We start from the raw sequence: 16,120 nt of genomic DNA on the forward strand, positions 1-16,120 counted from the left end.
TCTATGATTTAAACGTACAAAAATGAATTGATAACCAACAGGTTTAGCCCACCAAGCGGATAAGGTCTTTTGCTTTATACTTTTTATATTCGGATAAATACTTCTTCGCTAAGATTAATTTTTGATTTTCATCTAAAATTTTTAAGGCTTTTTGAAAAAAAGAATGTTCTTCTTGTTGAATATGATGCGCGATGATTTCAGATAATCGTTTCGCTAAAACCAACCAACGTGAGTGGCTAAAATCAGTTTGTTCTAGCGACTGTAATATTTCATCCATCTCATGATGTTCAGCAAGTGCCAAACGGGTAATATTTAAACCTGAATCCGTCATCATTAACGGCATATAAAAATAGCGATCTTTCGCAACCGCATGGGCAAATAGTTCATTTTTTAATAAATTAAAAATTTTCCTTCGTTCAGGGCTATCGCCTGAGGTATGCGCTAACTGTTCTGACAAATCCTTCTGAATGATATGGCTTTCTCTCAAAGCCTCAAATATATTCATCTAAATCCCTCTTTTTATGATATTTGCCTTCCATTGCTTCGGTTTGTAATTTTCGATCAAGAAACCAACAATATTAGAAGACTAATCAAAAAAAATCCTGACAAAATTTAAGCTTTTTTGTATCAAAAAAATTAACGAGAGAATCTGCGAAATTACGCAATAAACATTTGATAGGCCAAGCGACAAATCAAAATGCTGACCAAAATCAAAAATAAAATTCGAATAAAACCACTGCCATATTTCAGCGCCATTTTCACACCAACCAATGAACCACATACATTGGCAACAGCCATCAGTAGACCCAATTGAAATAACACATGTCCAGTGGGAATAAAGAAACTCAGTGCGGCAAAGTTAGTCATGAAATTACCAATTTTTGAAAGCGCCGACGCATGTAAAAAGTCAACTTTCAGATAACGAATAAAATAGAAGATGAAAAAACTACCTGTGCCCGGTCCAAATATCCCATCATAAAAGCCAATTAATAAACCACCCACACCCGCGATTAATAACATTTTATGGGTGATTTCTTGTTGAAAATGGACTTGTCCAAATTGCTTTTTAAAAAATGTATAGATTGCGATCACAATCAGCATAAACAATACAAATGGTCGCAAAATTTCTTGGGGGATAAGTGAGACACAAGCAGCGCCAGCAAATGAGCTAATAAATGCCGTGATTCCAATCACCGCCAACAGTTTCCACTGAATTTTGACTTGTTTTAAATATGAAAAAGCAGCCGATGCTGTTCCACAAATCGAAGCCAGTTTATTGGTTCCAAAAACTGTAGCAGTAGGATAATGCGGTAAAGCCCCCATTAATGCAGGAATTTGAATCAGCCCTCCACCTCCAACGGCAGCATCAATTGCCCCTGCACTAAAGGCAAAGAACACCAAACTGAGGATGATATCAAATTCCATAACATTCACTTATCTTTTAAAGGCGTCTATTAACGCTGGGAGACTTAACCGTACTTTGGCTTAATCAGGTTTAAATTTAAACTGAGTAATTTTCTAACGATGAAACGGAATTAAAGATTTAAAACACGTTTAGGCACTAAACGTTTTGTATCTGTAATTTCTGCCAATCCTAAACATTTATCAGCATCAAAAACCAAGACTTCGGTTGAGGCAACATGTTCAATATTGCTTTCCATACCGCGGCAAAAATATTCCGCACGTCCTTCAGGTACTTGAACTTTAGGGAAATGATCGATTGGTGCATATACAGGTAGCAACAAAGCTTCACGCGCTTGTTCAGTCAGGCTTTCCAGATATTCAATGGTATATTCCGGAATCAAATCAAAATGACCAGTTTGAGTTCGATTTAAATATGTTAAATGACCAAATGTCCCCAGTGCTTTGGCAATGTCTTCGCCCAAAACACGAATATAAGTTCCTTTAGAACAGGTAATATCCAGGGTCAGGCTGTGTGGGGTAAACTCAAGCAACTCAATGGCAAAAATATGAATCGGCCGTGCATCACGTTCAATTTCAATTCCCTGACGAGCCAACTCATATAAAGGACGACCCTGTTTTTTTAAGGCTGAATACATCGGAGGAACTTGTTGAATATCCCCAGTAAATTGAGCCAGAACCTGTTGAATACTTTCTTGGCTTAATTCAGGGACATCTTTTTCAAGTAAAACTTCGCCTTCTACATCACCAGTTGTCGTGCTATGGCCTAACTGAATGGTTGTTTGGTAGCGCTTGGTAGAATCTAACAAATAATGTGAAAATTTAGTCGCTTCACCTAAGCAGATTGGTAACAGTCCTGATGCCAAAGGATCAAGCGCTCCTGTATGCCCTGCCTTTTGAGCTCGATATAACCAACGTACTTTTTGTAACGCGGCATTTGAACTAATGCCCAAAGGCTTATTCAATAAAAAAACACCACTGATATGGCGACGCGGTATTTTCTGAGCTTTTGAAGACATATTGGTCTGAATACGGAGAATAATGCGCTATTTTAGCAAAAACCATTCGTCTATTTTTACAAATTTTCTGTTTGAAATTTAGAATTCTATGGCAAATTTTATTTTCAATAAAAAGACTAAAAATTGTAGGAATATTAGATGGATCTATCTAAAAAAATGATTGGGATAATCATTGGTAGTCTCTTGATCATTCTTTTAGCCGTGATTTTTTGGCTAAAACCCAATACAGAGTCTACTGAAACAACATCAACATCTGAAAAAGCACTTCAGCAGCAGACTGGACCATTGACTTCAACTCAGCTCGCTGCATCTGAAGCACAGAACTTTGCCAGTAAAAGCCAACAAGATACGCAAATCAATTGTCAAATCCGCGCTGATGCTTCCAATCGTTTAATTGTTAATGAGCAGACCAAAGATTGTTTTGAATATTTCATTACACAATATGGTGAAAAAACCATTGAGCAAATCAAAGCAGATTTTCTCAGTTATACCAAAATCAGCTATAAAGAGCCTGTGTTATCGCAATTAAATAATCTATGGACACGTTATATCGATTACAGAAGTAAATTAGGCGATTTACCAGCACCCACTGCAGATAAAGAAAGTGCAAAGTACTATCAGCAGATCTTGGTCAACACTCAAAACTTAAGAAAAAAATTCTTCTCAAATTATGAAATTCAAGGCTTATTCGGTACACAGGACACCTATGACCAATATACCGTAGACCGTCTAGAAATTATGGATAATCAAAAATTATCTACGGCTGAAAAAGCGCAAAAACTCAAAGAACTTTTCGAGCAACTTCCAGAAGACTGGAAAGAAAACTTAAAACAACTAAATCAACTTGAAGACTTAAGAAAATTGACAGCGGAGATTAAGGCACGTGGTGGTTCTGCGGAAGAGCTTCGTCAAATGCGCACCAATCTAGTGGGACCAGAAGCGACACAACGCTTAGAAACACTTGATGTACAAAGAAGTGATTGGAAAGGCAAAGTTAATCAATACCTTGCTGCGCGTGACAACATCCTCAAAAGTAATCTGAGTGACTCAACCAAACAGCGTGCTGTAGAACAATTAAAAGCACAACAATTTGCAAATCAGCAAGAACAACTCAGATTACAAACTTTCGAAACAGTGCATGACCAAGGAGGCAAACTACCTTTTGCGAATTAGTCTATAAATATTTAAAGCAGCCATAAAATGATAAAAAGGCAGAAACAAAAAATATTTAATTCTGAGTTTATGCCACATTCTACGTCTTTGATTTTAAATCTAAGCGTAAGAATTTTATGGAATTTCACATATCAAAGATGCTGTTAAATTTGATGGTATAAATTTGAAAATAATATTTATGACAATCTCATAGGAGGGTTAACAAAGACTAGAAATTTGTTAGGGATTAACAAAGCTTTAATGCAACTCGCACTTTTGGTTTCGGGTAATAATGAAAATGATGACATACCCATTGCTTGAAATCATAAGGGTTGTAAGCAAATTTTAGCTTGCAACATAGACTACTTGTTGATCAATAATTCACTTAAAACAAAAAGAGTATTTTAAAATGAAATTTAACATCAATATTCTCGCCCTAAGTTTAATCATTGGACTCAGTTCGATGACTGCATCTGCGTCTGGATTACAAACGGTAAACCCACGTTATGTTAGTTCAGACTATGCAAAAACTAAATACCCCATTGTCTTTAATCATGGAATGTTCGGTTTTACCCGTCTTGGAACCTCATCCTTTGGCTTAGATTATTTCTATCAGATCCTCCCTGATTTAGCCCGTAATGGCGCAAAAGTTTATGCGACTCAAGTTTCCCCATTGGAATCGACACAAGTTCGGGGTGAACAGCTCTTACAGCAAGTCGATGAAGTGATCGCACTGACTGGCTCGCCCAAGGTCAATCTTATTGGGCATAGTCATGGTGGACCAACAATTCGCTATATAGAAATCGTTGCACCAACAAAAGTCGCCTCTTTAACTGCTGTTGCTGGAACAATTAAAGGCTCTAAGGTCGCTGACGATATTGTAAATAATCGAGGTGTAAATGCGCTTCTCACAATTCTCGGTCAATATATCTTAGCACCTGTGATTACACTGCTTGAAGGTAATCCTTCCCTTTCTATAAGCCTTAATAACTCTTTACAAAGTATCAGTGAGAAAGGCTCTGCTGAGTTCAATGCAAAATATCCAAGTGCTGCAATTCCAAAAGACTGTGGCGATGGTCAAAAAGTGACAGCCAATGGTATTTATCATTATTCTTGGACGGGTACGGCTCAATTCACCAACATTTTGGATGTTGTTGATGGCGTAATCTCTACGCTGGCACCGTTGTCTTATAAAAATTTAGATAATGATGGTTTAGTTAGTCGTTGTAATAGCCATTATGGGCAAGTAATCCGAGACAATTACCGACAAACTCACTTGGATGAAGTCAATCAAATTTTAGGACTACATGGCCTATTTTTTGCGCCAAACCCGCTTGATCAATACCGTCAACATGCCAATCGTCTGAAGTTACAAGGCTTGTAAATATTGCCGATGAGAGGCGATAAAATGTACTGTTCATTCAGTCTATTTTATAGTTGAATAGTTAATGATTCTGGAACCATTTTTGATACTCAACATCGTATTGAATTTCGAATTCCAGAATCTGATTTGAACTTAGATTTAAAAACCGAAGAAACCAAAGTTACAATCCAAAAAAACATGATCAAAATTAATATATTACACTCAATAAATTTAAGATTGAGGTATTAAAACCCCCAAATAATAAAATAGATGGAGCTTTAAAATGAAATATGGACGTATTATCGCCAGTCTACTTCTGACGAGTACATTAACAACTGCACATGCATCTAATGCGCAACAAGTGACTGTTAGCAAAGTAAATTCTGAGTATGCAAAAACCAAATATCCTGTGGTATTTGTGCATGGTATGGCTGGGTTTATTCGTGTTGGCGATGTTTTAGGATTAGATTACTGGTATCAAATTTTACCAGATTTGGCTCGTAACGGCGCCAATACGTGGGCCACACGAGTATCTCCTTTTAATTCTACCGAAGTGCGTGGTGAGCAATTGGCACAACAAGTGGAAGAGATTCTAGCAATTACTGGCAGTCAAAAAGTCAATCTGATCGGACATTCTCATGGCGGTCCAACCAGCCGCTATGTCGCAGGTATTATGCCTAATCAAATTGCTTCTGTCACAGCTGTTGGCTCTCCACAGAAAGGCAGTCCTGTTGCAAACCTAGTCTTAAGCGTAGAAGGCACACCGATCCAAGGCCCATTGGTAAGTATCGTAAACTTATTTTCAAAAGCAATTGTCTGGGCACAAGGTCTTAATCCCAATGAACTCCCTCATGATGCCTTGGCGGGTGGGAAAAGCTTAACTATTGAAGGTTCTGCACTCTTTAACAGTAAATTTCCCATGGGTGTCGGTAACACAACTTGTGGTGAAGGGGCATATCAAGAAAAAGGAATTCAATTTTACTCATTTACCGGCAATACGGCTGTTACAAATCTTCTAGACTTGGATTCTGCTCTACTTGGTACAAGTCTATTGATTAACGCTGGTCGTGATAATGATGGTTTAGTCTCACGATGTAGTGCTAAATTTGGTAAAACTATTCGGGATGATTACCGCTGGAACCACTTAGATGAGGTCAATCAAGTTTTAGGATTACGTGCAATTTTTTCACCAGACCCAGTGCAGGTCTACCGTGAACATACCAATCGTCTAAAATTACAAGGGCTTTAACAGAAGCAAGAAATAAAAAAATGCGCCATTTGGCGCATTTTTTAGCTGTAAAGCAAAGTTAAAATTAACCTTGTTTACGTGCTGGTAATTTTTCACGAATACGAGCAGCTTTACCAGACAATTCACGTAGGTAATAAAGCTTAGCACGACGAACGTCACCACGACGTTTCACTTCGATTTTAGCAACGATTGGAGAGTGAGTTTGGAATACACGCTCAACACCAACACCGCTAGAAATTTTACGTACAGTGAACGCAGAGTTCAAGCCACGGTTTTTCTTCGCAATTACTACGCCTTCAAAAGCCTGAAGACGCTCACGCTCACCTTCTTTTACTTTTACTTGAACGATAACTGTGTCACCAGGAGCAAAAGCTGGGATATCAGTTTTTAACTGTTGGTTTTCAATTGCTTGAACTAAAGGATGTTTACCACTCATTGTGGGAATCTCCGTTTTGCGGGACAGAAGAGGTCTGCACAACCGCTGGGGATAGAGGCTAAATCGCGTATCAACCCGTTTATCTTTCCCTTTACTTCTGATGTTACTCAGATCAATAAAGAGCCTAATATAAGTACTTAAAAATAAGTATTTTCTCGAAGCCGACTTCTTATGGAACTTAAATTCCTCAGGGCAATAATCATGAATTATTGCTATTTCCTGACTTAGAAGTACAGCTTCTGACTCGCGTTCAAACAAACATAATCAATGCTTGCCTACCCTCGCTCATCTTTTAGCCATTTTTTTTGCTGCTTGGTCAACTCAACTTGTTCCACCAACTCAGGTCGGCGTTCTAAAGTGCGTTGATAGCGTTGCAAAAACCGCCATTTTTCAATATTGGCATGGTGCCCTGACTTAAGTACTTCAGGAACATCCAAACCTTCAAAATGATCTGGCTTGGTATATTGTGGGCAATCTAAAAGACCATCCACAAAAGAGTCCTGCACTGCAGATTGTTCATCTGACATGGTATTCGGCAAACGTCGAATAATACTGTCTAATAAAACCATCGCAGGGAGTTCGCCACCTGATAATACGTAATCACCTATTGACCATTCCTGATCAACATATTTTTGGATCAAACGCTCATCAACACCCTCATAACGTCCACACAGTACAATTAATCCATCATATTCAACAAATTGCTGTACTGCTGGTTCATTTAAGGTCTGTCCTTGCGGTGACATATACACCACAGGAACCTGAACTGCACCTGCTTGCTTTGCAAGTTCTTTCGCATGGTGGATGGCTTTTGCCAATGGCTCAGCCATCATCACCATACCAGGACCACCACCAAATGGACGTTCATCCACTCGTTTGTAGTTACCTTCAGCAAATTCTCGCGGATTGATACAATGAACTTGTACAATGTCACGCTTTGCTGCTCGCCCGCTAATACCGTACGCTGTAATCGCTTCAAACATTTCAGGAAAAAGCGTAATGACTGCAAAAAACATCGCAGACTCCTCTATTTTCCTGCTGCGCCAATCCTTATCGGATTAGAAATCTACGCCCCAATTGACATAGATACGACCAGCTTCGAGATCAACGCGTTGTACCACATCTTTATGCCATGGAATCATTCGCTCTTCGCCATCGATGCTATCTGCTGTTGCACGAACAACCATGACATCATTGGCGCCTGTTTCAAACAATTCATGGATTTGACCAAGATTTACTTCCTGCTCTTCATCATTCAGACCTAATACAATTAGCCCCTTTAAATCAGACCAGTAATACTCGTCCACGCCTGCTTGAGGCAGTTGCGATTTTGAAATCCAAACATTAGCACCAACTAAGTTATCTGCTGCAGTGCGATCACTCACACTTTTCAACGAAACAACCAAGCCTTTGCCATGTGGTTTCCAACGTTTTACGTCTACAATTTGCCAACCTTCTTTGGTCTCAATGTACCAAGGGAGGTAGTCAAATATGTTGCTCATAGGTTCTGTATTGGAATAGACCCAGAGCCACCCATTTAATCCATATGCTGAACGTAGCTGTCCAATCTGAATACGATCTTCGGGCACATTCTGTGCTGGTGTCATGGGCTTACTGCCTAATTAAAGGTTTAATTATGCAGTAGCTGCAGCTTTCTTAGCTTGAGCAGCTAAAGAAGCAACACGTTCAGACGGTTGAGCGCCTTGAGCAACCCAATGAGCAAAACGATCAGCATCTAAACGAAGTTTTTCTGCTTTACCTTGAGCTGTAGGGTTAAAGAAACCAATACGTTCGATGAAACGACCGTCACGCGCATTGCGGCTATCAGTTACGATTACTTGATAGAACGGACGTTTTTTAGCACCACCGCGTGCTAGACGAATTACAACCATGATAGAACCTTATAGTTTTTACGGATTATCCTTGTACCGACCATCGACACATTTCAAACCCCTTTCATAGAGGGCGATATTTTACGTTATCTTTGGCTTGAAAGAAAGATCAAATTTTATTTATCCACAATTTTGAATTTGATTTTTATCTGCCATCCCAATTTGTGGTTGCTGATGGGGTGCAAGGTGCTCCACCATTTATATCTGTACCTTTTGTCCAACAACGCTCGCCGCGTGAGTTTAATACAATATCACCATCCCCCTTTTGCCCTCCAGTTGAGACAGGAGTAGCTATAATAGACCATGAATTAGATATAACTTTCCCTGCACTGTCTACTGGTGAAATACTTACTGTGTATAAAGCTGTCCCTTGAATAGGATAATTAGCTTCAATGCCTAAATCACTTTTATTTGCACCTATCAGGGTAAAATTAGCGATTTTATATTGTTGAATTTGAAACGCGATTTGTTGCATTGAGGCTTGCATATCTACTCGTTTGGTACGTCTCACATACTCCTGATACGATGGATAAGCAATAGTAGCCAAAATTGCAATTATCGCAACAACAATCATAAGCTCAATCAATGTAAAACCGCTTCGCTTATTTACCATGCCTCAGCCCCATCACAAATATAGTCAATTGTTTTTCCTATTTTTTTACAACGCAACCCAGTACTACTTAACACATAACTAAAGTTTTTATCATCGTTCGATAACGCTCTAATGATGTAATCTTGACCAGCTGCTGCAGCATTTGTTAATGGCCTAGAAGAATCAGTTCCATCCATGACTGTAATCGAATATTTTATAGCGCTTCCTGTTGATCCTATAGGAATAACAAAAGGATTTGGGGTCAGAGAAAAACCTAGATAATTAAAATTACGGCTTTTATTGCGCTCTAAAAGAGTAGCAATTCGCTGAATTTCTTGTTGTGCCTGAGCTGCGGTGGATCTACGAACAAAACTTTGATAGTTTGGGATGGCGATTGCTGCAAATATTGCAACAATTATCACTACGACCATGAGTTCAATTAATGTAAATCCCAAAGAACGAGATTGTTTCATCATACATTCGTCCTACCTTGAAAGCTCATACCAACGCTGAGGAATTAAACACATTTTACTCCCACCCGCAGATATGATTCCATCTTTAACCAGAACTCCCCGATCACCCGTAGAAATACAGTAATTTTTGTTATTACTACCATCATCAGGTTTAGGATTTGGATTATTTTTAACCTCACAATCTTCTTTAGCTGAGTCGCAATTCTCTGGATCTGGTTTTGGGTCTGATACAACTGTTGTAATCTGCAAGCCTGGACCAATTGAGCAACCATCACCTGTAGAACACTCTATATTGGTAGACTTTGGGCATTGGCCAAACGGCATACAAAATTGTTGAAGGAAACTTTCACCTTTGACACCAGCCCCACAAGCACCAGAAAGACCATCTTTACTGCCATCAAAAACCGAAACAAACATACGATAATTTAAGACAATTGGAGTAGAAAATACTTTTGCACTTTGTAACTTATTGGATTTAAATCGATAGTACCAACCGTTCGTGGTAAATGGGGCAACTATAGTTGTGTCATCAAGTCTCTTAGCCTGGGTTATTTCATTTAAGTTTGCCAAAGTAGAGGTATTGGTGAGATATGTATAACCTGACTTAAATAAGTTTTCAGCAACGACATCTTTATCATAAATATTATAGACAATATCATAATCATAACCAGCCGTTCCCACTGTATATTCTTTTAATGGTGCACTACGATTTCCACTACCAATTGAAATAACAGCAAAGTTTTGCCCAGCCTGTTTATAGGTTGAAAATGCGGGCATTTCATAAAAACGAGAGTTTGCACCAGCAGTTGAAGAATTTAAATTCAGCAATAAACGCGGTGTTTTTACAAGTGCAGTATCTGATCCCGCATTATTATCAAGATCGATACGAAACATCTGCCCTCCCAAATCACCAAAATATAGATGGTCTGCTAATCCATCATTATCACGGTCTTCTGCTCGAATTTCGCTGACCACACTATATTTTAAATTTGGATCATTTGTAAAAGTACTCGCACCTTGCGCAGTAGTCGCATTTGCACTTCCCCACCACAATAAGTTTCCATTATCTGCATCAAACATATATACACCACCACCAATCTTACTGGTTTGGTTATATGTATCATTCTCATAACCTGAATATGCTTCTTTTACCCCAGCTGTGTTATGTGCATCACCATCAATCCCACCTGCATCATAACCACCACCAACAAACATAACTCTCTTGCGCTTTTTCCCCCAATTGACCCAAGCAATTGTTGGCTTAGACCAACTTTGTCCCATATATTTAAGTGCCTCAATAGAGTTACTTGAACCATTGTAGTAAATTTTCTTATCTGCTGGAGCGATTTGAAATTGTAGTTTTGGACTATTAATATTACTTAAATCCAATGCATAGTAACTACGTCCGCCCATACGTAAGCCACCATATGCAAACTGTTTGCCTTTTTGGTTATTACGTCCAGTACCAACCGTTAAAGCACCATTCGAATCTGCCACATACTCTGTATAAGTTGTCCATGGCCCATCAACGCCATAATATAATTTATTTAAAGCACCTGTAATTTCTGTCTTTGTATAATCTAAAAATGCATTTTTTTGATTTACCACCATTTCATTGGGTACAAAAGCAAATTTTTCTTTACCTGTTTCAGCATCTACAACATGTAAAAGCCCTTGTGTTGTTCCAAAAAGAACATAGTCTTCTCGCTTTGAAGATCCCAATTGATAATTTGTATAAGTAATTTTACCTTTATTGGTAATCAAAATTGGCGAAGAATGCATTACGGCCCCAACTTGCCGAAGTTCACTCGTATTTGCTAAAGATGTCGAAGTAATTGAATCTGGGTTTTCTGCATCTACCTTATAACCAAGTAAAGAAATTAAATAACCTCTGTTAACATCATATTTATAGTCAGTTGTTAGATCTGAAACTTTTACCTGTCTTAAATTTGTACTATTGACGAATTTGGCTGTGCTTCCAGTACCATCTATAACGCGATTGGTTAATAATTTACGATTTTCCGTATCAGCTGTAGTACGCAATTCTAATTGAGACTTCACGCCTCCCATTAAAGCAAATTTAATACTTCCAACAGTATTTTCATCTGCATCTTTCACACTCTCTACAACTGCCTTCGCCCAATAATCATAGTTATTTACAAGCTTCCCAGCTGAATCTGTAATTGCTTTATCATTTTTATCTTTTAAAACGCCTCTAACAACTTTATATTTTTTTAGATTTCCAACCCAAAGTTGATAGTCTTTATCAGGCGTAGGTTGAAATTGAGGATAAAACGCATTTTGTAAAAGCACAGAAGGGTTTAAAGAATCTTTTGGTACAGTTGGAGCTCCTGTGGTTACTTTTGGAATTTCACCGCCTAAACCATTAATAAATGTATTAATACTGTTTACAACATCTTCTGAGTTAGCGCCTGAAAACCATCCCCCATCGCCACGCACGCCCCAAATCGCCGCTTGTTTAACATTATAATCCAACGATGAATTATTGATTTTTGCAATATATTCTTCTTGAGTCAAACCAGTATCATTTTTGGGAACACCATTAGCCCCACTAAATGAACTACCAAAACCAACAACAGCTGTTTTATACTTTAAACCTGCTGGATTTTGACTAGAAGTTAATATTTTTGTGACAAAGGATTGTGTTGTATTCCAACCATCAGCACCATCATCTCCCCTTGGCGGTGCTGCAACAGTTGACATCCCAGCCAAAGCCTTATTCATTAAATTTTGTGATCCACTGTTACCGTTAGGATAGCCATCTGTCAATACATAGATCCCTTGTCCACTACATGTTGCAGTTTCTGGATCTGCGATTTGATTTCGAATACTTTCAGGTGCAATATAATTATTTCTGCTCTTATTTACATCGCTGTATGCATTGCTAAAACCACTGTTTGAAATACCTTGAGTTGTAGACCCCATCATATAAGCTGCAGCTTCTGCATAAGCATTGGCTGTAGGTGTTCCATTATAGGCTGTTAAATCAGCTATTCTCGTGAGTAAAATTGTTCTTTGGTCCGCAGTGCTGGGTATTGCTTCACAACCTGCCTTACCTGTTTGACAATCCAATCGCCTTGCGGCTGTTAATATAAACCCAGTTTTACTATCTCTGTTTGAATAAGCGGATAATCCTATTACTTTGTCACCAGAGACTCTTTCAATACCTTTTGCAGGGTTTCCTTGTAATAGATCAAATAAGCCATCCTTTAAACGTGTAAGCCGATCGTAACATCGATAATCACCATTGGACTGTCTTTCACAGCCTGTACTGGTATTGCTAACACCAGCAGGGGCTGAAGCCGCTCTTACATAACAAAAATTTCTAGGATAAGATGGCGTTGTTGATGACGTTACATAGTAGGCAGTCTTATTATTAAATGATGTTAAAGAATTACCATTATTAGGTGAAGCTGTTTGACTTGAAGTACCACAATCTTTTAATCCATAATCATCTGAAAAACTAAAGCCACTATTCGATTTCATGGACCCCATACTTCCCGAGATATCCAATAACAACATCAAGGTAATATCTCCAGCTTTAGCTTGCTGATAGATATCAATATCACTGGCTTGTACCACACTGCTTACGACTAGCCCCGTGCAAAAAGCACTCATGCTCAAAGCAAGAAGTCTTTTATGAAGTATTACATTACGCTTCAATTGTTTATTGTTAATTTTCATAATCGACTCCCCACTATGAAGCACTTTCTTGTGCAAGGACATACTCACTCACTTGTGTTGTGAACGGTACATTTAAATTTTTTAAACAAGTCGTTATATCTTGTTTATTCTCATCTGAAACCGTTGTCGGAGATACATCTGCTGGAATTGTTACATCATTCATTTTAGAATGTAGGCAATCATTAATAGCCGTACGATCAGCACTCGAAATACTTGGCATAATAGATACTGCAAAGATTTTCACAGGCTTACTTTCTTCAAACTTCGAAACCTGTCCATCTGTACCTGAGACTCGATTTGAAAAAGGGCCACCAACATTTTTGGAAGGAAATTTCACAGAAACTTGTGTTAATACCGCACGACGTCCACTGGTAAACCAGTTTTTATCTTGTTTTGTCGCATCACAATAACCCTCTGTTCCTAAATCATTATTGGTTGGAGCTTTCCCCTCCGTCCATTGCATAATACTTGCTCGAGAAATATCAAAAAAAGAGCTTTGGTCTCCTCGATAACAAAACACCAATTCTTTATCTTTATCTGTCTTATTGTTGATATAACCAAACATACCAATACCCGTAAGGCTTACACCTAAATTACTTGGCTGTTCAGCTTGAAAAAAAACAGCATCCGAGTTCTGGGTCAATAATTGTTGCACTTGAGCATTTGTTGCAATATTTAATGCCACCATACTTTGTCGAATAGCGATAGTTCCAATGATCGTGATCGCAACTAAGAAAACTAACACAACAATGAGTGTTGCCCCTTTTTGGTTATTTTTCATTATTGTCTGTCTCCTATTGCATTTCTTAGCGCAACAGTTTGAGATACAACCTGTCTGACATATTTTGTATTTTGTGTAGAAACTTTAACGGTTATGGTTTTATCTAACACAGTAAATTGTTGATCATTTTTAATCGTAGCTTCTGCGCCTACAGATTGTGTTGAGCGGATAAGCATTCCGAGTTGTAAAGACACAATTCTTGGTTTATTGATTGAAGTCAAATTCATATAGTCATTGACTGAATAGTATCTACGACGATTTAAAATATCATCCTGAACACCAAGCAATACTCTAAAATAATCAACACGTTTCATCACGATTTGCCCCGCTCCTCCAAACCCCGCTATTGATGTAGGATTAGTTATATCAGCAGAATAATTACCTGAATCACAGGCTAAAGCTAATGGTTTATTCGGTTCGCTACTACCAGCATTCGCATCAGCTCTTAAAAAGTAACGTTGCACAATCACTTGTTTTCCATCAGCTTCAGAAAAAACTAACTCTTTCCCCTCACAGTCAAAGCCGCCGACCCAAACATTAGCACCCTTTCTTTTTTCTAGTTGATAGATGGGAACATATTGAATAACAAGCTGATCACTTGCTAAGTCTGTGCTTGATTCTTTTACATTTGATGCGCCTGTCCACGAATCCCCAGAGCCTACTGTGACGCCTGTACCAGGACTTCTGGATAATAAATTAATATTGGCCGTATCCCCCACGATCGTGCCGACTAAATTACTTGTAATTAATGGGGGGGTCTTAGATGTATCTTTATGAGGGTTTGCAGAAGATGTCAGTACAATTCCACCATTTACAGTTGCATCATTAATGACCGACTCATCTGTATATAAGTTGGTTAGCCTTAGATCATGAGTTATATAATTTAAGCCAAAATTAGCATTATCTTGAATATCGGATACGCCTTGTTGTAAGGATAAGCTTTTCCCGCTAGTTAAAAACAATAATATTGCAGCGGCAGAAATGATTAGCCCCAAAGTAAGAGAAATCATTAACTCTATGAGTGTGAAACCTTTTTGATTTATCACTTTAATAGGTCTCCATAATTACACAGGTTGAATTTGCATTATATGCATTGCCATTTGTGCAATCACCAGCATTAGAGCCATTTGTTGCGCTTGAGTCTCCCCACGCCACATAAATACAACTTCTATTATTTGTATTTTGACACCCCATAATATTAATCGTCATACCTAAACTTGCAGCTCGATTACTGATTTGTGAAACATCAAAATCAGCCAAATCAGTGTCAGTACAATTGGCAGTAATACAGTTTGTTTTAAAACCTTTTTGATTCGTTGCAGTTTGTATTTGTGCTTCATAAACTGAAAAAGCATTACGATTGACACGTATTCTTTCAGCCAGATCCCGAGCTAATGTAATCGCTTGGATTCGTGAAGTACTTTCAGCAGAAGCCTCTAAAGCTCTATATTGCAAGGCAACATAACCCAAAACACCGATTGCTAAAATTAATAGCGCAACCAATATTTCGATCATACCAACACCTTTTTGATGCTTCATTAACACGCCCCCTCAGATATGATTTGAATCGTCCCCATTCTAGTAACTGTTATTGTTTTTGACTTCTTATTCGTTCCAATACTGCTACTACAAATCGTAAAAACAGTATCAGATGTCTCAGGGCTCACAGAGGTAGGATGATCGGTATCAGAGACAAAGACCCCACCCGTGATTCCAAATTGTATTGTAGTTGGAGATCCTGTTTTTAATACCGATTTCCCCGAAGGTCTCCAGTTCAACTCCTCATTTGTATCTACTGCATTTGCTAAAGGCGCCAAATTAACAGTAACGTAAGGTCTTCTCTCAATAACCGCTTTTGATCTTGCTTTATTCATAACAACAATAAGTTCTTCCGCACTTTTTTTTAAATTTTGTTTTTCAAGCATATCGCCAAAAGAGGGCGCTGCAATCGATGCAACAATTGCCAGAACAGCAATCGTCACCATTAACTCAATTAAGGTGAATCCCCGATTATTTTGCATTGCTACTCCCCATTG

The 16,120-nt window shown here is 38.4% G+C and carries 17 protein-coding genes; 3 read left to right on the forward strand and 14 right to left on the reverse strand.

Translation table 11 applies throughout. The annotated features are described in order from the left end of the window. Positions 1-43: 43 nt before the first annotated feature. The 3 genes from AC4CVF_RS16920 to truB all read right to left on the reverse strand — a co-directional run bounded on the left by AC4CVF_RS16920 (position 44) and on the right by truB (position 2,441). Positions 44-505: a hemerythrin domain-containing protein gene (locus AC4CVF_RS16920; RefSeq protein WP_490789739.1), complete on the reverse strand. Its 462-nt coding sequence runs from the start codon at positions 503-505 to the stop codon at positions 44-46. Positions 506-657: 152 nt separating this feature from the next. Next, complete coding sequence (locus AC4CVF_RS16925) at positions 658-1,425, reverse strand: sulfite exporter TauE/SafE family protein (RefSeq protein WP_490789740.1); 768 nt, start codon at positions 1,423-1,425, stop codon at positions 658-660. 110 nt (positions 1,426-1,535) lie between these two features. Beyond that, on the reverse strand, positions 1,536-2,441 hold the full coding sequence (truB, locus tag AC4CVF_RS16930; protein ID WP_336952276.1) for a tRNA pseudouridine(55) synthase TruB: 906 nt from the start codon (positions 2,439-2,441) through the stop codon (positions 1,536-1,538). A gap of 138 nt (positions 2,442-2,579) precedes the next feature. Between truB and AC4CVF_RS16935 the strand changes: the two genes are divergently transcribed. The 3 genes from AC4CVF_RS16935 (at position 2,580) to AC4CVF_RS16945 (ending at position 6,205) form a co-directional block, all read left to right on the forward strand. Beyond that, positions 2,580-3,614, forward strand: a complete 1,035-nt coding sequence (locus AC4CVF_RS16935; protein ID WP_490789741.1) for a lipase secretion chaperone — start codon at positions 2,580-2,582, stop codon at positions 3,612-3,614. 388 nt (positions 3,615-4,002) lie between these two features. Beyond that, the gene (locus AC4CVF_RS16940; RefSeq protein WP_336952278.1) at positions 4,003-4,977 is read left to right on the forward strand and encodes an esterase/lipase family protein; all 975 of its coding nucleotides are present in this window, start codon (positions 4,003-4,005) and stop codon (positions 4,975-4,977) included. 262 nt (positions 4,978-5,239) lie between these two features. Beyond that, a complete protein-coding gene (locus AC4CVF_RS16945; RefSeq protein ID WP_336952279.1) occupies positions 5,240-6,205 on the forward strand; it encodes a lipase family alpha/beta hydrolase in 966 nt (321 codons plus the stop codon). A 64-nt stretch (positions 6,206-6,269) separates the two neighbouring features. Here AC4CVF_RS16945 and rplS read toward each other — a convergent pair whose 3' ends face one another. The 11 genes from rplS to AC4CVF_RS17000 all read right to left on the reverse strand — a co-directional run bounded on the left by rplS (position 6,270) and on the right by AC4CVF_RS17000 (position 16,105). Then, positions 6,270-6,641 carry a 50S ribosomal protein L19 gene (gene rplS / locus AC4CVF_RS16950; RefSeq protein WP_234623337.1) on the reverse strand — a complete coding sequence of 124 codons (372 nt, stop codon included), beginning with the start codon at positions 6,639-6,641 and terminating at the stop codon, positions 6,270-6,272. A 275-nt stretch (positions 6,642-6,916) separates the two neighbouring features. After that, complete coding sequence (gene trmD, locus AC4CVF_RS16955) at positions 6,917-7,657, reverse strand: tRNA (guanosine(37)-N1)-methyltransferase TrmD (protein WP_419327023.1); 741 nt, start codon at positions 7,655-7,657, stop codon at positions 6,917-6,919. A 42-nt stretch (positions 7,658-7,699) separates the two neighbouring features. Then, the gene (gene rimM / locus AC4CVF_RS16960; protein WP_336952281.1) at positions 7,700-8,248 is read right to left on the reverse strand and encodes a ribosome maturation factor RimM; all 549 of its coding nucleotides are present in this window, start codon (positions 8,246-8,248) and stop codon (positions 7,700-7,702) included. A 27-nt stretch (positions 8,249-8,275) separates the two neighbouring features. Next, the gene (gene rpsP, locus AC4CVF_RS16965; RefSeq protein ID WP_004718284.1) at positions 8,276-8,533 is read right to left on the reverse strand and encodes a 30S ribosomal protein S16; all 258 of its coding nucleotides are present in this window, start codon (positions 8,531-8,533) and stop codon (positions 8,276-8,278) included. Between the two features lie 145 nt (positions 8,534-8,678). After that, entirely contained in the window at positions 8,679-9,146 is a 468-nt protein-coding gene (locus AC4CVF_RS16970) for a type IV pilin protein (RefSeq protein ID WP_490789742.1), read from the reverse strand. Further along, positions 9,140-9,598, reverse strand: a complete 459-nt coding sequence (locus tag AC4CVF_RS16975) for a type IV pilin protein (protein ID WP_490789932.1) — start codon at positions 9,596-9,598, stop codon at positions 9,140-9,142. Before AC4CVF_RS16975 ends, AC4CVF_RS16970 begins: the two co-directional genes overlap by 7 nt. Before the next feature lie 12 nt (positions 9,599-9,610). Next, entirely contained in the window at positions 9,611-13,303 is a 3,693-nt protein-coding gene (locus AC4CVF_RS16980) for a pilus assembly protein (RefSeq protein WP_490789743.1), read from the reverse strand. A 13-nt stretch (positions 13,304-13,316) separates the two neighbouring features. Continuing rightward, positions 13,317-14,084 (reverse strand): PilX N-terminal domain-containing pilus assembly protein, encoded by a 768-nt coding sequence (locus tag AC4CVF_RS16985; RefSeq protein WP_490789744.1) that lies wholly within the window; start codon positions 14,082-14,084, stop codon positions 13,317-13,319. Continuing rightward, a complete protein-coding gene (locus AC4CVF_RS16990) occupies positions 14,084-15,130 on the reverse strand; it encodes a PilW family protein (protein ID WP_490789745.1) in 1,047 nt (348 codons plus the stop codon). Before AC4CVF_RS16990 ends, AC4CVF_RS16985 begins: the two co-directional genes overlap by 1 nt. 1 nt (position 15,131) lies before the next feature. Beyond that, complete coding sequence (gene pilV / locus AC4CVF_RS16995; protein WP_490789746.1) at positions 15,132-15,623, reverse strand: type IV pilus modification protein PilV; 492 nt, start codon at positions 15,621-15,623, stop codon at positions 15,132-15,134. Continuing rightward, positions 15,623-16,105, reverse strand: coding sequence for a pilus assembly FimT family protein (locus tag AC4CVF_RS17000; RefSeq protein ID WP_490789747.1), 483 nt, complete (start codon positions 16,103-16,105; stop codon positions 15,623-15,625). Before AC4CVF_RS17000 ends, pilV begins: the two co-directional genes overlap by 1 nt. Positions 16,106-16,120 lie beyond the last annotated feature (15 nt).

Source organism: Acinetobacter sp. LipI_19, assembly GCF_058242925.1.

What these genes read in the sequence shown, in the direction of transcription:
- AC4CVF_RS16920 (WP_490789739.1), bottom strand. Translation starts at nt 505, where the DNA reads ATGAATATATTTGAGGCTTTGAGAGAAAGCCATATCATTCAGAAGGAT.
- AC4CVF_RS16925 (WP_490789740.1), bottom strand. Translation starts at nt 1,425, where the DNA reads ATGGAATTTGATATCATCCTCAGTTTGGTGTTCTTTGCCTTTAGTGCA.
- truB (WP_336952276.1), bottom strand. Translation starts at nt 2,441, where the DNA reads ATGTCTTCAAAAGCTCAGAAAATACCGCGTCGCCATATCAGTGGTGTT.
- AC4CVF_RS16935 (WP_490789741.1), top strand. Translation starts at nt 2,580, where the DNA reads ATGGATCTATCTAAAAAAATGATTGGGATAATCATTGGTAGTCTCTTG.
- AC4CVF_RS16940 (WP_336952278.1), top strand. Translation starts at nt 4,003, where the DNA reads ATGAAATTTAACATCAATATTCTCGCCCTAAGTTTAATCATTGGACTC.
- AC4CVF_RS16945 (WP_336952279.1), top strand. Translation starts at nt 5,240, where the DNA reads ATGAAATATGGACGTATTATCGCCAGTCTACTTCTGACGAGTACATTA.
- rplS (WP_234623337.1), bottom strand. Translation starts at nt 6,641, where the DNA reads ATGAGTGGTAAACATCCTTTAGTTCAAGCAATTGAAAACCAACAGTTA.
- trmD (WP_419327023.1), bottom strand. Translation starts at nt 7,657, where the DNA reads ATGTTTTTTGCAGTCATTACGCTTTTTCCTGAAATGTTTGAAGCGATT.
- rimM (WP_336952281.1), bottom strand. Translation starts at nt 8,248, where the DNA reads ATGACACCAGCACAGAATGTGCCCGAAGATCGTATTCAGATTGGACAG.
- rpsP (WP_004718284.1), bottom strand. Translation starts at nt 8,533, where the DNA reads ATGGTTGTAATTCGTCTAGCACGCGGTGGTGCTAAAAAACGTCCGTTC.
- AC4CVF_RS16970 (WP_490789742.1), bottom strand. Translation starts at nt 9,146, where the DNA reads ATGGTAAATAAGCGAAGCGGTTTTACATTGATTGAGCTTATGATTGTT.
- AC4CVF_RS16975 (WP_490789932.1), bottom strand. Translation starts at nt 9,598, where the DNA reads ATGAAACAATCTCGTTCTTTGGGATTTACATTAATTGAACTCATGGTC.
- AC4CVF_RS16980 (WP_490789743.1), bottom strand. Translation starts at nt 13,303, where the DNA reads ATGAAAATTAACAATAAACAATTGAAGCGTAATGTAATACTTCATAAA.
- AC4CVF_RS16985 (WP_490789744.1), bottom strand. Translation starts at nt 14,084, where the DNA reads ATGAAAAATAACCAAAAAGGGGCAACACTCATTGTTGTGTTAGTTTTC.
- pilV (WP_490789746.1), bottom strand. Translation starts at nt 15,623, where the DNA reads ATGAAGCATCAAAAAGGTGTTGGTATGATCGAAATATTGGTTGCGCTA.
- AC4CVF_RS17000 (WP_490789747.1), bottom strand. Translation starts at nt 16,105, where the DNA reads ATGCAAAATAATCGGGGATTCACCTTAATTGAGTTAATGGTGACGATT.